Origin of the sequence: Bradyrhizobium sp. 6(2017) (genome assembly GCF_011058295.2) — a bacterium.
GTDB classification, from domain to species: domain Bacteria; phylum Pseudomonadota; class Alphaproteobacteria; order Rhizobiales; family Xanthobacteraceae; genus Bradyrhizobium; species Bradyrhizobium septentrionale.
In genome coordinates this window covers 2009739-2025362 of the sequence record NZ_CP049289.2, presented here as the reverse complement: position 1 = coordinate 2025362, position 15624 = coordinate 2009739, and the positions used below count along the sequence as shown (strand labels likewise).

Below are 15624 nucleotides of genomic sequence, written 5' to 3'. Positions count from 1 at the left end.
TGCCACCTCGCAGCTGGAGTGGTAATTTAACCATCGTCCATATCAGGCTCACCACGGATCCCGATCAACGTCGCAGCGGTTCTGGAGTAAAGTGTATATACGTTTCGCTTTTCCAGAATGAGCGGCAACCTTCAATGCAGACTTCGAGTTGTTAAATGATTCAACGACGGCACGTCTTCCACATCGGCGGCTACGATCCAATCACCCCAAAAGAGCAGGTTGATCGCTTACGCCGCTCGCTGTCGAGCTTCGATAAGATTTGGGGCGCTTCTTCACGGCTGTCGGAAATCTCGAACACATCTGCAATCAATGCCTCGTGTAACTTGGAGGCATGGGGGCCGAACTGGAAAACTTACGTCACCTTCGAAATACTGCGCTGGGATGATCTCATTCGATGCGATTCGGGAGTCGGGCTCGTGCCTCGTCTCGTTCAGTCCGTGAAAGCCCTATTCGACTTCATCGTAACGGGAACATTATTTAAATATGCTATCGCAAGCTGGAAATATGCCCTCTTCTTCATCTTTCCGTATTGCTGTTTACTGTTGATCGCATTTTGCAGCGCTGGGTTATCATATCTGGTGATCAGGTTCATACGCCCAACATTTTGGGTAGAAGAATTACTGCTTGGAATTCTTCTATCGCTTGCCATCTTCGTCATCTCGATGCTCTGGATTGGACCAAAGCGTCGGATAAACCACATTCTCGACGATGCCATTTTCTCCCTTCAATTTCTTCACGGGCAAAAACGCGAACTTGACAGGCGGCTCAGCGATTTTGCGGAGCTGATATCAAAAGCAGCTCGGGCCGCAGAAGTTGATGAAATTCTGATTGTAGGCCATTCCCTTGGCGCTGCGCTCTCAATAGCGGCGGTAGCGCGCGCGCTAAAATTGGATCCTCTGCTCGAAACGCGCGGACCAAAGCTATGCATTCTTACAGTGGGCGCCACTATCCCTAAATTGTCGTTGCATCCGATGGGCGGCCAAATACGGGAAGCGGCGCAACTTGTGGCCGGAACGGCTGCCATCGACTGGGTCGAATACCAAGCACGAGATGACGCGATCAGCTTCTATCGTTTCGACCCTGTCACTCTGAAACGTATCAGTCGAGACCATTCAGGAGTCCATCCAAAGATTCGGCGCGTCCAAATACACTCAATGGTAAGTCCTATCCGCTTCCGACGCCATCGGTTCAACTTTATGCAGATCCATTATCAGTTTCTAATGGGAAATGATCAGCGCTCGGCTTACGATTATTGCATGATTACTTGCGGACCGCTCGACTTCAACGTTGCGACTTCACCGTCTGGAGCAGTTGGGCTATTCGGGGCAAACGGTTCTCTGATGACGACCCGAACTTGATAAGTAGCCTCTTCGCTCTAGTTCCGCTCCAGGATGGAAATCGTCAAATGCCCAAACGCCATCTCGAGGAGCGCGCGTCATGGCAAAAGCTGCCGCCCAGCCAGCCGCAAACGAGCCGGATCAAGAACGACCTCCTTGTGCTGGTTCGACAGCGATCCGAAGGATGCCGCCCCGTAACAGGTCGCGCCGACGAATGTTCGCCGAAAGTCTTGATCGGCTACGCCGCTCATGCATGAATCCCTTCCTGCGATGGGAAGCCCCCTAATCGCACTAATCTGAGCGAGGACGATGGATGACCAAGAACCCGAGTGGATGCGATACCTCGCGGCCCCCGATTTCTGGCGATACCGCCGTTGGTCTATCGGGAGTGCGCATTCTCGACTTATATCGCTGCGCCCTTTTGCGCCGCGATGCTTGCCGAGCAAGGCGCTGAGGTGATCCGCATCGAGCCGCCGGCGGGCGCGCCCGTGAAATCATGCCTATCGGGTTGGAGGGCAGGGGGGCGGTTTATCTTCAGATGAATCAGAACAAGAAATCGCTCGCGCTCGACCTCGATCACTCGCGGGGCCGCGCAGCATTCGAGCGGCTCGTGGCCTCCGCTGACGTGGTGATTGTCAAGCTTCCTCCCGGGGCGCTGAAGCGGGCCCGGCTCGATTACGATAGCCTGAAAGCCTGCAGGCGAGACATCATCCTGACGACGGTCTCGGCCTATGGACCCCAGGGCCCCAGCCGGGATCGCATCGGCTTCGACGGCACGGGCCAAGCACTCAGCGGTGCCATGTGGCTGACAGGTACAGGGGAACAGCAGATGCGCGCCGCTGTCTCCTATGTCGGCTACGCGACGGGCATGTCCGTGGCTTTCGCGACCATGGCTGCGCTCTATGAGCGCGAACTGACCGGGCACGGTCAGCATGTACAGACCTCGCTTCTTGGAATGGCGCTGACCACGACGAATCCAATGCTGATCGAGGAGGCCGCCGGCGCACGTAGCCGTAAGCCGATCGGTAACCGCAGCCCGATCGCCGGGCCATCCGACCTCTTTGCTACTAAGGACGGCTGGATCCTGGTCCAGGTGATCGGAGATGGCAAGTTTCGCCGCTCGACTGGCTTGCTTGGACGAGACGATTTACTCTCCGATCCGCGCGTCACCTCCGACATCACTCGTGGAGAGCACGGCGAGGCACTCAGTTCGATCATGGCGGGCTGGTGCTCGACCCGCACCTCGGACCAGTGCCTGGCCGAGCTAGAAGCTGCAAAGATTCCGGGCTGTCGCGCCCTTGCACCAGCCGAGGCTCTGGTCGCTGAGGAGAATTGTGCCGGCGGCTTCTTCGAGGATGAGCCGGTCTCCGTCGGGCGGGGCAGCGTGCCGATCGTGTCCAAGATCGTATGGACAGCCGCGACAACAAACCTCCGGCGCCGCTCCGCTCCACCGCTGGGAGCGCATTCGGTCGAGTTGCTTTCAGCTCTCGGCTATGACGGCGACGAGATCGCCGCGCTCACGGCTGCCGCGTCGGCCACATCGAAGATCGCAAAATAGCGGCCGACACGGCGTGCCAGGGATTTGGCTTGGTCGAAGAGCGCGACCTCAAGCGCAAGTTCTGCGAGACCAAGTCAATTGGTAGCGCCGAAATCGACGAACTTGATCCTCAGCTATCTCGTTGCGCGTGCTCGGCCTGCCAAAGTCTTTCTGCGCGGCTCACTCCGCGGAAACGACCGCCTAGCGATTCCCGCAACCCGCCGGCAAGTCAGTCGCCCGCCAGCTTCTTCGTCGCGACTTGTACCTGCTCAAGGCTCCAAGGATCAATGTCCATGCCGTACTTGGCTTCCCACTGAACCATCTTACCTTCGGCTTGTGCCTCTAATATCAGCGTGTCCAAGGTAGCCCGGAAAGCTTCGTCACCCTTACGGAGGCCAATCTGAAAGCCATTCATCTGCAACGGTTCGCCCACGATGGCGAATGCACTCCACTGCGGATCCCTTATCTTCATCCGCAACAATATCTCATCGAACGCGAACCCTGTGCACTTTCCATCAGCGAGGGCCTGGTAGGCCTGATCGGCATCCGGATATTCGGTCACCTTGGCTCCAAACCGCGAGATCAACGTTGGATTGAAGTAGCTTGCTTCGATTCCACAGATGTTGTGACCTCGGGTCGTTTCCCAAGAAGTGACGGGCCCCGCCTTTGGCGCAAGCAAAGTGCCGCCGCCGGGCCGCAGATACGGAATGCTAGCATCCACGATCTTCAGGCGCTCTGGCGTGGTGACCATTGTCGCCAAGATCAAGTCAATCTTGCCGGACAGCAAATAGTCGACACGGTTCTTGAACACCACCGGCACGAACTCGACCTTAGAAGAATCTCCCAGAACATTGCCAGCAATGAACCGAGCCAACTCCACTTCGACGCCCGCGTTTCGGCCGTTCTCATCAAGGAAGCCAAGGGGGCGGTAGTCGGTCTTGACGCCGACAATCAGTCGTCCCCGCGCGTGTATATCGTCGAGCGCGCCGGCCGTCGCGCTGGAGCAGGCAATCGCCGATACCAAGCCGAGCGGCGCCCATCGCAAAAGGTTCTGAAAACGCGTCATCAGAGCAAATCTCCTCACTCGGCCTTGACTTTCGCGATACGCGCAATCTCCGCCCATTTGGCGATCTCCGAGTGGAGGAAGCCAGCCAACTCATCTGATGTCCCACCTTTGACCTCGATGCCCATTTCGGCGAGGCGGGATCGAACCTCCGGCAAACTGAGCACCTGATTGATGCCACGGTTCAGGGTCGCCACTATCTCGGGCGGCAGCTTGGCGGGCGCGAACACCGCATGCCACGAGGCAGCGATATAGCCCGGCGCTGTCGCCGCGACCGGCGGCACGTCCGGCAACGAGGGGATGGACCCAGCCGTGCTGACCGCGAGCACTTTGAGCGTCTTTTCCTTGATGTAAGGCAGCACCGCCGGCACATTGATAAATGCGAAATCGATCTGGTCACCGAGTAGCCCGTTGATGGTGGGCGAATCCCCATTGAAGGGGACGTGCACCAGCTTCAGATTGAACTGAGTTGCAAACAGCTCCGTTGCGAGCTGGTTGGACGAGCCGATGCCGCCCGATCCAAAGGTGATCCGCTCAGGCTTGGCGCGAGCCAGCGAGACGAGATCTGCCAGGTGCTCAACCTGCAGCCCCGGCCGGGCCACGACCGCCAGGGGCACGGTGTTGATCAGGATGATCGGCGTGAAATCCTTCTCTGGATCATAGGCGATGTTCTTGTAAATGCTGTTGTTGATCGCGTGCCCAGAGGGCACAAACATGATCGTGTAACCGTCCGGCTTTTGACGCGAAACATAGTCCTCACCGACCACGCCATTCGCGCCGACGCGGTTCTCCACCACAAAGCTCTGCCCCAACAGTTTGGCCAGCCGGCTCGAAACAATACGAGCGATCAGATCGGTCGTGCCGCCCGCGCTGGATGGCACGATGACTCGAACCGGCCGCTGCGGATAATCCGACGCTTGCATCGACTGAGCCGCGAGACAGAGCGGGAATAGCGCTCCGACTGACCGAAACAGGGCTCTCATGAATATGCGCCGTGGATGTCGCACGGCGTTGGCATTACCGGGCATGTCCGGCCTCCTGAGTGGCGGACCGGCCGAGCGAAAGCCGAGACCTCATCACCATCGTCGCTTGAGCCGCGACGATCACGCCGCAGACCAAGAGGAAGGCGGCGCTTATACGATGTTCGATAAAAATCGCCAGATCGCCGTGCGACAAAATCAGTGCGCGGCGAAAATTCTCCTCGATAAGAGGCCCTAGCACATAGCCCAGCAATATTGTGGCAATCGGAAAATCGAGCGCGAGCAACACCGCCCCCAGAAGCCCGAAGGCCAGAACCTCCGCGACGGCAAACAGCGAGTTGCCGCTTGCGTAAACGCCGATCGCGATGAATAGCAACGCGGATGGGAACAGGAACCGATACGGCACTTGCAGCATCTTCACCCAAACTCCGATCAACGGCACGTTGAGCAAAATCAGCAGGACGTTGCCGACCCAGAAACTAGCGATCAGGCCCCAAAACAGATCTGGGTGTTCACGTATAAGTTGCGGTCCAGGCTGGATGCCTTGAATCAGTAGCGCCCCGAGGATTAGTGCCATGACGGCATCTCCGGGAATTCCAAGGCTCATGGTCGGGATGAAATCAACCTGCGTCTTGGCATGCGCCGCAGCTTCAGGGCTCGCAACTCCTTCGATCGCACCGCGGCCGAACCGGCCAGGGTCGCGCGCAATCCGCCGTTCGACCGCATAGGCAATGAAGGTCGTGATCGTTGGCCCGGTCCCCGGCATCGCGCCGAACAGCGTACCAATCAGCGTGCCTCGCATCATCGGATACACCGCCATCTTCAACTCCGCGCGTGTCGGGCGCATGTCGCGGAAGCGAACTTTTGCACGGGAGGTAATCGGAGCCATGCGGTTCACAGTGTTGATGAAGTCGGCAACGCCGAAGAGGCCCATCGCGAGCGCGACCAACTCGATGCCGCTGCGCAATTCCGTTACCCCGAACGTCAGCCTCGCTATGCCGCTGTTCACGTCGGTGCCGACGATGCCGAGCAAAAGACCAAGGGCGGTCATCGACACGCCCTTCAGCGCCGATCCACGCCCCATCGTGGCGCCGGCGGTGAGCCCTAACAGCATAACGGCGCAAATCTCGGGCGGCCCGAATTCGAACGCCACTCGGACCAGCAGCGGCGACGCAAAGATCATGACAATGATTCCGACCGAGGCCGCGAAGAACGAGGCGATCATCGTGACCCCCAAGGCCGCGCCGCCCCTCCCCTGCATGGTCATTGGATAGCCGTCCAGGCACGTGACTGCGTGCGGCGGATGTGACGGCATGTTCAACAGGATCGCCCCGATCGCGCCACCGTACTGCGAACCATAGAAGATGCCTGCCAACATCAAGATCGCCGGGATCGGCGCCAACGTGTAGGTCAGCGGTAATAGCATCGAGATCGCCGTCAGCGCGCCCATACCGGGCAGTACCCCGATCAGGTTTCCGATCAATACGCCGAGGAGCGACCACAGCAGGTTCTGCGGCTGCAACGCAACGCCGAACCCGCTCCAAAGGTCAAGGAGAGCAGCAGTCAAGCTAGGACCTCATTCGCCAAAGCCGAAGTGAAAGAGCGGAAATTGCACTTGCAGTCCCCACCAAAACACCACAAGGCAAGTGACCGTCATGATCGCTGCCAACAGCACTATGTCCTGCCATGTGTTGTGCCGGTCGGCCAAGGCCGCGATCGAAACGATCGCGAAGGTCGCTGGCAGCAAACCGGAGAACGCGCCAACGACGATGAAGGCGAAGAGGCTGAGCGGAACCAGCCCCCAGGCGCGCAAATCGAGTGTCAAGACACGATCACGATCCGACGCTGCTTTCCCCACTCCGACAAGCGCGATTGCACTGCCAACTATGATCATCGTAGCGCCCACGACGCTCGGGAAGAAGGCCGGACCCATGCGGTCCAGTGCCCCGAACTCGTCTTTGCGGACTGCTGCAATGGCGATAGCCCCGACGCTCGCGACCAGAGCGCCGCCAAGACAATCCTTGTTCAAAGCATAGCTTCGCAAGGCCGGCATCACGACGCACGTCTGTTGATGGCGCCGCCGTCGATTGTGATCACGTCGCCGCTGGTGTAGCTGGAGAGTACTGAGGAAAGAAACGCGGCCATGGCCCCAATTTCATCGGGGAGGCCAGCTCGGCCGAATGGCAGCGAGACCAGCAACTCCCGCCAGCGGTCCCCATCGCCCAACTTCAACTCGGCGCGGCGGCGAAAGATAGCCTCGTGCCGCTCGGTCGCAACCGGGCCGGGATTGATGCCCACGACGCGGATGCCATCCGCCGCGCTCGCGCTGCCGAGCGCCTCGGTGAAGGCAATGAGCGCAGCATTTCCCGTGGAGCCGGCGATGTAGCTGGAGTCGACTCTTTTGCCGGCGGAGCCAATGATATTGATGATGACGCCGCGGCGCCGCACCTGCATCGCGGCATAAAACCGCCGGCACATGTTGATGTAGCCAAATACTTTGAGGTCCCAGGCGCGACGCCAAGTCGCCTCGTCGATTTCGTGTAGATGCCCGGCGGGAATCGCGCCAGCGTTGTTCACCAGGATATCGACGTCTCCGTGGGCTGCCGCCAGGCGATCGACGTTTCGGCTATCGGCCAAATCTGCCGGTTCGGCAATAACCATGCCGCCAAAGGCCGCCAATCGAGCGCTCACGGCGTTCAATGCGTCGCCGTCGCGGGCCACCAAAACGACCGAGCACCCTTCACGGGCAAGGGACTCTGCACATGCGGCCCCTATCCCCTTTGACGATCCGGTGATCAGGGCCTTCAGGCCATTCAGTTTCAAATCCATTCGGCGAGTTCCCTCCCAACTGCCAGCATTGGTTTGCCATGCAGGCTTGTTCGTCATTCAGTATATAATACGCTATTCACAATATTGAAAGACGATATTTGCTCGGCGCCCGGGATTCTAGTAGATGGCGCGTTCAGGCATTCTCTGAAGGGCCCGCGCCGCAAAGCGCACCCGGAAGGAAGTCGTTCGTCCACGACGTGTTGAACCTCATGCGCATCGCCCTGATCCACATTCAGATGATTTCCGCTGCGCCGATGTTGGCCGCGTTCGAACGGCATTGGCCGGAAGCGGAAGTCTTCAACGTGCTGGACGAAGACCTGTTTCTATCGAGGGAGCGCGGGCATGATCATGTATCCGAGCGCTTCCTATCAGTCGCCAGCTATGCTGTCAGGGCGCCCGCGAACGGCATATTGTTCACATGCTCGGCTTTTGGACGCGCGATCGAGGCGACCCAGCGCATGCTTGCGCCTGTGCCGGTCCTGAAGCCGAACGAAGCGATGATCGAAGCTGCAGTAGCGCGCGGGCGGCGGATCGGCTTGCTCGCAACATTCGCTCCGACGCTCGACACGATGCCGGAGGAATTCCCTCGAGGAACCCTAGCCGCGAAGGTGTTCGTACCTGGAGCCTTCAAGGCGCTGAATGAGGGAGACACGGGGCGTCATGATCGTCTTATCGCCGAAGCAGCCCAGCGTGATCTGGGCGGCTGCGACGTAATCGCATTAGCGCAGTCCAGCATGGCGTCGTCGGCCTCGGCGGTCGCCGCAGCAACAGGCAAGCCCGTGCTGACCTCCCCGGATACGGCCGTCAAGAAGCTGCGTCGCCTCCTTGAACCCGCAACTGTATAAACGCCCTCTCTAACGCCCCGGCCGCCGCCCCATCTGCGACGTCGGTCTTTCGTCCACGTGAGTCCCGCCGCGCCCGGGACGTGCCTCTGTAAAGCTTGCCAATAATCTGGCATGTTTCGGCCGAATCTTGACTTGCGCATGCGCAAAGGATGTGGTCTCGATGACCGAATTGAAGAAGAGAGACTCGCACAAGGATATGGCGCCGCAGCGGGATGTGGGCGCGGTCGTCAACGCGCTCAGGATCCTGCAATTTCTGGCTGCGAGCAGCTCACCGGTGGGGGTCGCTACCGTCGCACGCGCCACCAAGGTAAGCGTCAGCACCTGCTTTGGCATCCTGCGTACATTGGCGCGCGCCCAGTTCGTCTCGTTCCACCCCACTGCCAAGACCTACACGCTGGGGCTGGCCATGGCCGAGCTTGCATATGGCATGGTCGGTATCAGCCATAGGGAATTGATCCACCCCGAGCTTGAACGCCTGGCGCTGAACTACGAAACGCTGCTACTGCTCTGGCGGGTCACCGATGACGACCACGTCGTGCTGATCGACCGAGCGCACAGCCAGACCGCCATCCGTGTTGAGATCAATATCGGCTACCGCCTGCCGATGTTGGCGGGTGCAGTCGGACGCAGCGTTGCCGCCGCGATGCAACTCCCGGCAACGGAGCTCCGTCGTCGGTTCGCCAGTTTGCACTGGCAATCGCCGCCGACCTTTGCCGCCTATCAAGCGGACGTCGCGAGGACGCGAGAGACGGGCTGGGCGCTGGACGACGGCATGATGTATCGCGGATTGGTGACGGTGGCTTCGGTCGCCGTTGATGACAGCAGACGTCCTCGTTTCGGCTTCAGCGCAGTCTCGATCAACGGACAGCAAACACAGGAGCGGCTGGAAGAACTTGGCCTCGAGTTGCGTGAACTTGCTGCGCTCGTCGGCACTTCCCTCTTTCCCCGTCGGTCTCAAGCCAGCTGACCGTTCGTCCATGCGGACCATTATCTCGACATCGGTCATTCGGCAGCACGATCGGTGCAACGTGCGCTGACCACGCTCAGCCACGCAGCCACCCCGCAAGGCGCGACTGAATTAGATACCCTGCAGCAACCCTGCTGGATAATAGCGATAGCGATCACCCCATTTCGCCAGATGACCAACACCTGGAAACGGATAATGGTAGGACAAGAGCGGAGTCCTGTTTTGGATTAGCATCTCAAACAGTCTTATGCGCGTGTCGACACATTGCCGCGGATCGATATCGCCGACAAATTCGAGCCGCGGGGTTTCGACGTTCAGGATGTGGTGCCGGGCTACATCCGCGATCAACGCCAAGCTCTTTGCGCCCGACGTAATCATGAAGGCCATCTGCCCGGGCGTATGGCCAGGGGCGAGTATCGCCTGTACTCCCGGCACGACCTCCTGGCCGTCGCGGATAAAGCTCAACCTGTCCCGTATCGGCAGCAGGTTCAGAACCGCCTGTTGATGGAACAGCTTCAATGGCGTTCCTGCCTTCGCAGGATCGAGCCAGAAGTCATATTCGACCTGATTGATGTAGAAGTGCGCGTTATCGAACATGATGCGCCCATCCCGCACCACGCCGCAGATGTGATCGGCATGACCGTGAGTGAGAACGACCGCATCTATATCGGCAGGATTGACGCCGGCCGCTTTCAAGTTCTCGAATAGCTTGCCTGCATCCGGGCCGAAATCCTTGACGGGTCCCGAGCCGGTATCGAACAGGACCAATTTGGAGCCAGTGTTTACCAGCACCACGTTCTCGTCGAACGCAAGCTTGCTGGTCTCGAGAAAGCTGCCGGACAGCAGCGTGGATATCTCCTCCGGCGTTGCTCCCGTGAACGTCTTTTTTGGATCGCCGCCGAATATCAAGCCATCCGAAACGACCGTGATCACGATCTCTCCGAGCCTAAACTTCTGAAAGAACGGACCTGCGGCCTTCGATAGAGGCGCCAACGCCTGCGCGGGAGCCGAATCAAACGTTGAAGCTAGCACGGCCGTCGCTGCGCTCCCGAGCACGGTTCTCCGAGAAATCTCTCCGTTCTTCGGCCGAAACATTTCTTACCTCCAAGCAAGTTAGTCGGCTTTCGCCGGGGATCGAGGAGATGCACAGTGAGCCTTCCGGGCACAGCCGACTGCATCATTACGCCAGGACATCGACGACAACTTTCCCGAATGGACCCGCGAGCAAGGTGGTTCAGGGGCCTCGGGCAACTTGTCGAAAGAATAGCGCCGATCGATGCTCGGCTTCAGTCTGCTCCGATCCACGGCACGAACGAGATCTTCCAGGGCGCGGCGGTGGCCGGTGACGATGCCTTGGATCGTCGGCGCTGTCACAAGGATCGGTGCGGTCGGCGTAAGCGCCTGCACCTCGCGGACGACATCCGTCTTGTTCCGATTGATGAGGTGGACTGCGCCGAGCGCCCTGGCGCGATGGAGTTTGTCATCGCTTCCGGAACTGACGATCACTTCGGCCCCATGCATCCTTGTAGTCTGCCCCGCGAAGATGGCGACGCCACCGGTACCAGGCACCAAGACCGTTTCTGCCGCCTTGAGGCGCCCCTGCTCGATCAGCAAGAACCAGGCCATCAAGCCGGCTACCGGCAATGTACTGGCAGGTAGGTCGTCAAGCGTCGCCGGGGCCGCGGTGAACCAATCCTCGGGAAAGCAGACGTATTCTGCCAGCGCACCCGGATAGTATCCGCCCAACGTTCGATATGAAGGGCCGGCTGCTGATCCGCTAGACGGGCCATCGATCCACGATGGCCTTACGGTGGTGATGACACGCTCGCCTGGGCCAAATCGGCGAATGCTATCGCCCTCGGCTTCGACCACGCCCGCCATGTCGGAAGCCGGAATGAAGCGAAATTCGCGCGCGAGCCCCATCCCGCTCTCGATCATCATCAGATCGCGGGCATTCAGGGCCACTGCCGAAACCCGCGCCAGCACCTCGCCCCGTGAAGGGACCGGACGCGGTACCTCCGTCATCCGCACTCTATCGACCCCGTGGCGATCGATACTCCAACGCTTCACTCTACTCTCCGCTTAGAGGTTGACGGCTCCACATGGTTCCAGACGTCGTTGAAGGCAACCATATCGAGAAACAGGGTTGCCCTTGCGATCCGCCCTTCGTGAAGCTTCAGAATGAAGACGTAATTGTTCGCATACGGCTTCCCGTCGCGCCTTGTTCCAACGGCTTGCGCCTGTACAGCGACATCATCGCCGTCTGCCCAAATGCGGCGAACCGAAGGAATTGGCGCCACACTGAAGCGCGCAATGAATGGTATCGCTATGTCGGCATTAAAGACGCTTTTATTGAAGACACCGCAATGCGCGGCGGTGCCTGGAATCTCGATCTCCGCACCGTCGGCCATCAGGTCAAATAAGGATCCCTCGCTTCCGCTCCATCTACGGAACGCGTCCATGACGATCTGGAAATTTGACTCATCGGCGGTACGAGCCACCCTCTCGTGTTCGGCTGTGTTTGCCACGCTTTCCGCTCCGAGCGTCAATGATGCAATCCCTGTTCGAGCAATTCTGCGAAGCACCGCATCCGCCCGTCCGCGGCGCTGAGAAGCAAGTTCGGCCATGCTTACCTTGCGCCCACGGTCGGGATCATCATAAATGGTCCACATAGTCTCTTCAGATTTGGAGGCATAATGCGCGGGTCTGACTTCGCCCAGTTGCAAGCGTTCGCCGAGGTCGTGAGCCAGGGCAGCTTTACGCGTGCCGCTGAGAAGCTTCGGATGGCGCCATCCACGCTGAGCCAGACGATCCGCTCGCTGGAAGAGCGGCTAGGCGTCACACTGTTGCACCGAACGACGCGTCGCGTATCGCTGACAGGCGCGGGCGTTCGTCTGCTGGACAGATTTGGACCGGCGATGGCTGAGATGGAGGAAGCGGTCCAGGACGCGCGCGACCAGCGCGTCAGGCCGCGTGGCCTGGTCCGCATGCGTGTTCCCCGTCCGGCCTACCAGGGTTTCGTCCGGCAAGCACTCAACCGGATCGCGGAAGCGCTCCCGGACATCGTCCTCGATCTCACCGTCGACGACGGCCTTGGCAGCTTTGCGGATGGCTTCGATATCATCGTGAGACGCGGAGAAAGCGCCGACTCCGACATGAACGAAGTGCCCCTTGGCGGCGAGTTGCGCCACGTTGTGCTGGCCGCGCCGGCCTATCTGGCTGCAAATGGCAGGCCCGGTATCCCCACGGATTTGCTCGAACATCGCTGCATCAACTGGCGGCGTCCAAACACCCATGAGTGCGCCCCATGGTGCTTCGATATGGACGGCAGGCGGGTCGCCCTGACGGTGTCAGGACCCATCACCGCCTCGCACTGCGACGTTGCGATTGCCGCCGCGGTGGCGGGGGTCGGGATCGCATATGTGCTTGAGCCACTCGCCACGAGACCTCTCGGCGAGGGTAGCCTCGAGCGGCTGCTGGAAAGCTTTCTCCCTCGACTGGAGGGATGGCGCCTCTGCCATCCCCGGCTGCGCCGTACACCTGCCGCCGTCCTGGCCGTGATCGAGACGTTGAGCGCGACCTGACTTTGCAAAAATGGTTGGCGATGACTCGGCATCACCCGGTCTGCTTGAAAGATCGAAGCCATATAGCTAGCCCGCAGGCATGACCGTTGGATCCGTCACCTGGTTGATCGGAGCGACAGGGCAGCTTTTTCGGCAGCTATATCTTCTGTTGAAGCGAACTGGCGCTGCCGTCCCAAGCAGGAAAATCGCGGCCGCGATGGGCTTGATCGGCGTGGCGGCGCGCATTGGTCTCATGGCTATCCCGCTATTTTCGGGAATCCGGTCGGATTGATGGGAATGGCCGTGTTTCTGGTCCAGCTCTCGTAGACCTCCTACATCAGCACGATCATGGATATCGTTGAGCCGTCCCGAGTCGGGGTGGTAGGCGGCCTTGCCCAGATGGTGCGAACTGCGAAGGCATTGTCGCGCCTGTGGCCGCTGACTTTCTCGTCTATGAGACGGTGGCTTCGGCGCTACATTCCCTCTCGCCGGCGTTGTCGCGCCGCCGGCACGCTCGCGGTAATCGTTCTGGCCGGCGGGATGCCGTTTGAACGAATGAAGGAGAGGCCGCCCTGGCTCACCACCGCGGCGATCGCTTGCAGCTGGGCGAAGACAGACCCGCACACTATGCCTCCAAATCCGAAGAGACTATGTGGACCATTTATGATGATCCCGACTGTGGGCGCAAGGTAAGCATGGCCGAACTTGCTTCTCAGCGCCACGGGCGGACCGATGATGGCGGCCACCGAATAGACGCGTGCGAGGTAAGGAGGCCTCGGTTAAAGCACGTCGGACACCATCTCAGTAGCCAACAAGGCTTTCCGGCGAGCAACAAGCTTCCCCGCGGGCATAGCAGAATTCGAATATTTCGGTTGGACGTCACCGATACGCACATCCGAGAATTGCCTTTGGCCATGAATCCGGGGCCTGCTCAAATCGTGGATAGCAAGATGGTCATTGTCAGACTGACGATAAATGGAGCGGTGCGAACTGTCGATGTGGAGCGCGAAACCCCATTGCTCTGGGTCCTGCGCGACGTGCTCAACATGACAGGCGCCAAGTACGGCTGTGGCGCTGGACTATGCGGCGCCTGCACAGTTCATCTGGACGGGCGGGTGGCGGTGCGCTCCTGCCAAACACAGATCAGCGAGGTTGAATCTCGGCAGATCACGACGATCGAAGGGCTGAGCCGTGACCGCTCGCATCCCGTGCAGTGGGCCTGGATCGAACAGCAAACGCCCCAATACGGCTATTGCCAGTCGGGTATGATCATGGCGGCAGCGGCTCTTCTGGCGGAGACCCTCAATCCCAGCGACGAGCAGATTGCCGAGATCATCACCAACATTTGCCGCTGCGGGACCTACGCTCGCGTACGGAGCGCGATCCATCTCGCGGCACACTTTCGTTGGAAATACCGCCGCGGCGCTCCCCGAATCCCCAACCCAAGCCAAGCCAAGCCAAGCCAAGCCAAGCCAAGCCAAGCCAACGAACTCACAGCGTTCATCCATATCAACGCAACAGGAAATGTTGACCTCATCGTCCCCGCAGTCGAGATGGGGCAGGGTAGCCAGACGGGTCTTGCGATGATCTTGGCGGACGAGTTGGGCCTTCCCTGGGAAAGAGTCACGATTCGACCCCCTCCCCTTGATCGTCGATATAACACGCCGGGCCGGCCGATCCAGTCCACCTCGGGCAGCTATACCGTCCGACGTTGCTACACTCCGTTACGAAAAGCGGCCGCCTCTGCACACGAAGCCCTGATCGATGCCGCAGCAGCGCAATGGGGCGTGACGCACGAAGAATGTCAATTGCAGGACGGATTTGTCGAGCACCCTGCCTCGAGCCGGCGACTGGATATCGCCGTCTTGGCCGCTGACGCGCAGCGCTTTCTCACGGAGGAGCCTCGACAACTGCTGGATCGAAAGATCCACATCGGCAAATCCATTCCTCGCTTCGATCTGCCGGCCAAGGTGGACGGCTCAGCGATCTATGGCGTCGATGTGAGATTACCGGAGATGGTCTACGCGGCAATCCGCCAGTCGCCGGTTTTTGGTGAAACCTTGACGAGTTTCGATGCAAAAGACGTCAAGAGTCGACCTGGGATCATAGAGATCGTTCGACTTCCAAATGCGGTAGTCGCTGATCGTTTTTGGAGAGCAAAGCAAGCCGTCGAGGACATCGAGGTCGAGTTCAGCAAGTCGAGCAACGGGGCGGTCGACTCGGCGCGGATCGCGCAGGAGCAACTTCTAGGTCTGGGCGATCGGTCGTCTAAAGCAGAGGAAACGTTGACTGCGCCGGCGAGCGTCGACACTGCACCCGACGAAACGCGCGTCCAGCAGGACTACTCGACATCCTTTTTGTACCACGCCCCCATGGAGCCAATGAACTGCACGGTGCGGCTGTCCGAGTCACGTTGCGAGGTTTGGGTTCCAACGCAGAATATCACTGCCGCTGCTGCCGACGCGCGCTTGCCGTCTTAGATAAGGCCGTTGCGGAATCGGGC

At 59.7% G+C, this 15624-nt stretch carries 12 protein-coding genes and 3 pseudogenes; 7 read left to right on the top strand and 8 right to left on the bottom strand.

Annotation, left to right across the window (positions count from 1 at the left end; genetic code table 11):
* The first annotated feature begins 155 nt into the window (after positions 1-155).
* Both G6P99_RS09630 and G6P99_RS09625 read left to right on the top strand, forming a co-directional pair.
* Entirely contained in the window at positions 156-1358 is a 1203-nt protein-coding gene (locus G6P99_RS09630; RefSeq protein WP_051346685.1) for an alpha/beta hydrolase, read from the top strand.
* A gap of 410 nt (positions 1359-1768) precedes the next feature.
* A pseudogene (locus tag G6P99_RS09625) lies at positions 1769-2895 on the top strand (CaiB/BaiF CoA transferase family protein).
* Positions 2896-3103: 208 nt separating this feature from the next.
* On the opposite strand, the gene G6P99_RS09620 reads toward G6P99_RS09625, so the two are convergent.
* From G6P99_RS09620 to G6P99_RS09600, 5 genes are all read right to left on the bottom strand, one after another.
* Positions 3104-3940 (bottom strand): transporter substrate-binding domain-containing protein, encoded by an 837-nt coding sequence (locus tag G6P99_RS09620; protein WP_165127995.1) that lies wholly within the window; start codon positions 3938-3940, stop codon positions 3104-3106.
* 14 nt (positions 3941-3954) lie between these two features.
* Entirely contained in the window at positions 3955-4860 is a 906-nt protein-coding gene (locus G6P99_RS09615; RefSeq protein WP_165127993.1) for a tripartite tricarboxylate transporter substrate binding protein, read from the bottom strand.
* Between the two features lie 94 nt (positions 4861-4954).
* A complete protein-coding gene (locus G6P99_RS09610) occupies positions 4955-6484 on the bottom strand; it encodes a tripartite tricarboxylate transporter permease (protein ID WP_165127991.1) in 1530 nt (509 codons plus the stop codon).
* Between the two features lie 9 nt (positions 6485-6493).
* Positions 6494-6970, bottom strand: a complete 477-nt coding sequence (locus G6P99_RS09605; RefSeq protein ID WP_165127989.1) for a tripartite tricarboxylate transporter TctB family protein — start codon at positions 6968-6970, stop codon at positions 6494-6496.
* Positions 6970-7746, bottom strand: coding sequence for a short-chain dehydrogenase/reductase (locus G6P99_RS09600; RefSeq protein ID WP_165127987.1), 777 nt, complete (start codon positions 7744-7746; stop codon positions 6970-6972). Before G6P99_RS09600 ends, G6P99_RS09605 begins: the two co-directional genes overlap by 1 nt.
* Before the next feature lie 209 nt (positions 7747-7955).
* Between G6P99_RS09600 and G6P99_RS09595 the strand changes: the two genes are divergently transcribed.
* Together G6P99_RS09595 and G6P99_RS09590 are read left to right on the top strand one after the other, a co-directional pair.
* Positions 7956-8591 (top strand): aspartate/glutamate racemase family protein, encoded by a 636-nt coding sequence (locus G6P99_RS09595; RefSeq protein ID WP_205751481.1) that lies wholly within the window; start codon positions 7956-7958, stop codon positions 8589-8591.
* A gap of 160 nt (positions 8592-8751) precedes the next feature.
* Complete coding sequence (locus tag G6P99_RS09590) at positions 8752-9558, top strand: IclR family transcriptional regulator (protein WP_165127983.1); 807 nt, start codon at positions 8752-8754, stop codon at positions 9556-9558.
* A gap of 111 nt (positions 9559-9669) precedes the next feature.
* Here the strand turns inward: G6P99_RS09590 and G6P99_RS09585 are convergent, their stop codons facing one another.
* From G6P99_RS09585 to G6P99_RS09575, 3 genes and pseudogenes are all read right to left on the bottom strand, one after another.
* Positions 9670-10653, bottom strand: a complete 984-nt coding sequence (locus G6P99_RS09585) for an MBL fold metallo-hydrolase (protein ID WP_165127981.1) — start codon at positions 10651-10653, stop codon at positions 9670-9672.
* A gap of 85 nt (positions 10654-10738) precedes the next feature.
* Positions 10739-11583: pseudogene (locus G6P99_RS09580) on the bottom strand (zinc-dependent alcohol dehydrogenase family protein).
* A 41-nt stretch (positions 11584-11624) separates the two neighbouring features.
* Entirely contained in the window at positions 11625-12230 is a 606-nt protein-coding gene (locus G6P99_RS09575; protein ID WP_165127979.1) for a nuclear transport factor 2 family protein, read from the bottom strand.
* A 24-nt stretch (positions 12231-12254) separates the two neighbouring features.
* On the opposite strand from G6P99_RS09575, the gene G6P99_RS09570 reads away from it, so the two are divergent.
* From G6P99_RS09570 to G6P99_RS09560, 3 genes and pseudogenes are all read left to right on the top strand, one after another.
* The gene (locus G6P99_RS09570; RefSeq protein WP_165127977.1) at positions 12255-13142 is read left to right on the top strand and encodes a LysR family transcriptional regulator; all 888 of its coding nucleotides are present in this window, start codon (positions 12255-12257) and stop codon (positions 13140-13142) included.
* Positions 13143-14077: 935 nt separating this feature from the next.
* Positions 14078-14521, top strand: a pseudogene (locus tag G6P99_RS09565) ((2Fe-2S)-binding protein); the annotation flags it as partial.
* Positions 14504-15601: a molybdopterin cofactor-binding domain-containing protein gene (locus G6P99_RS09560; protein WP_334262128.1), complete on the top strand. Its 1098-nt coding sequence runs from the start codon at positions 14504-14506 to the stop codon at positions 15599-15601. The pseudogene G6P99_RS09565 and the gene G6P99_RS09560, both read left to right, overlap by 18 nt.
* Positions 15602-15624: the final 23 nt, after the last annotated feature.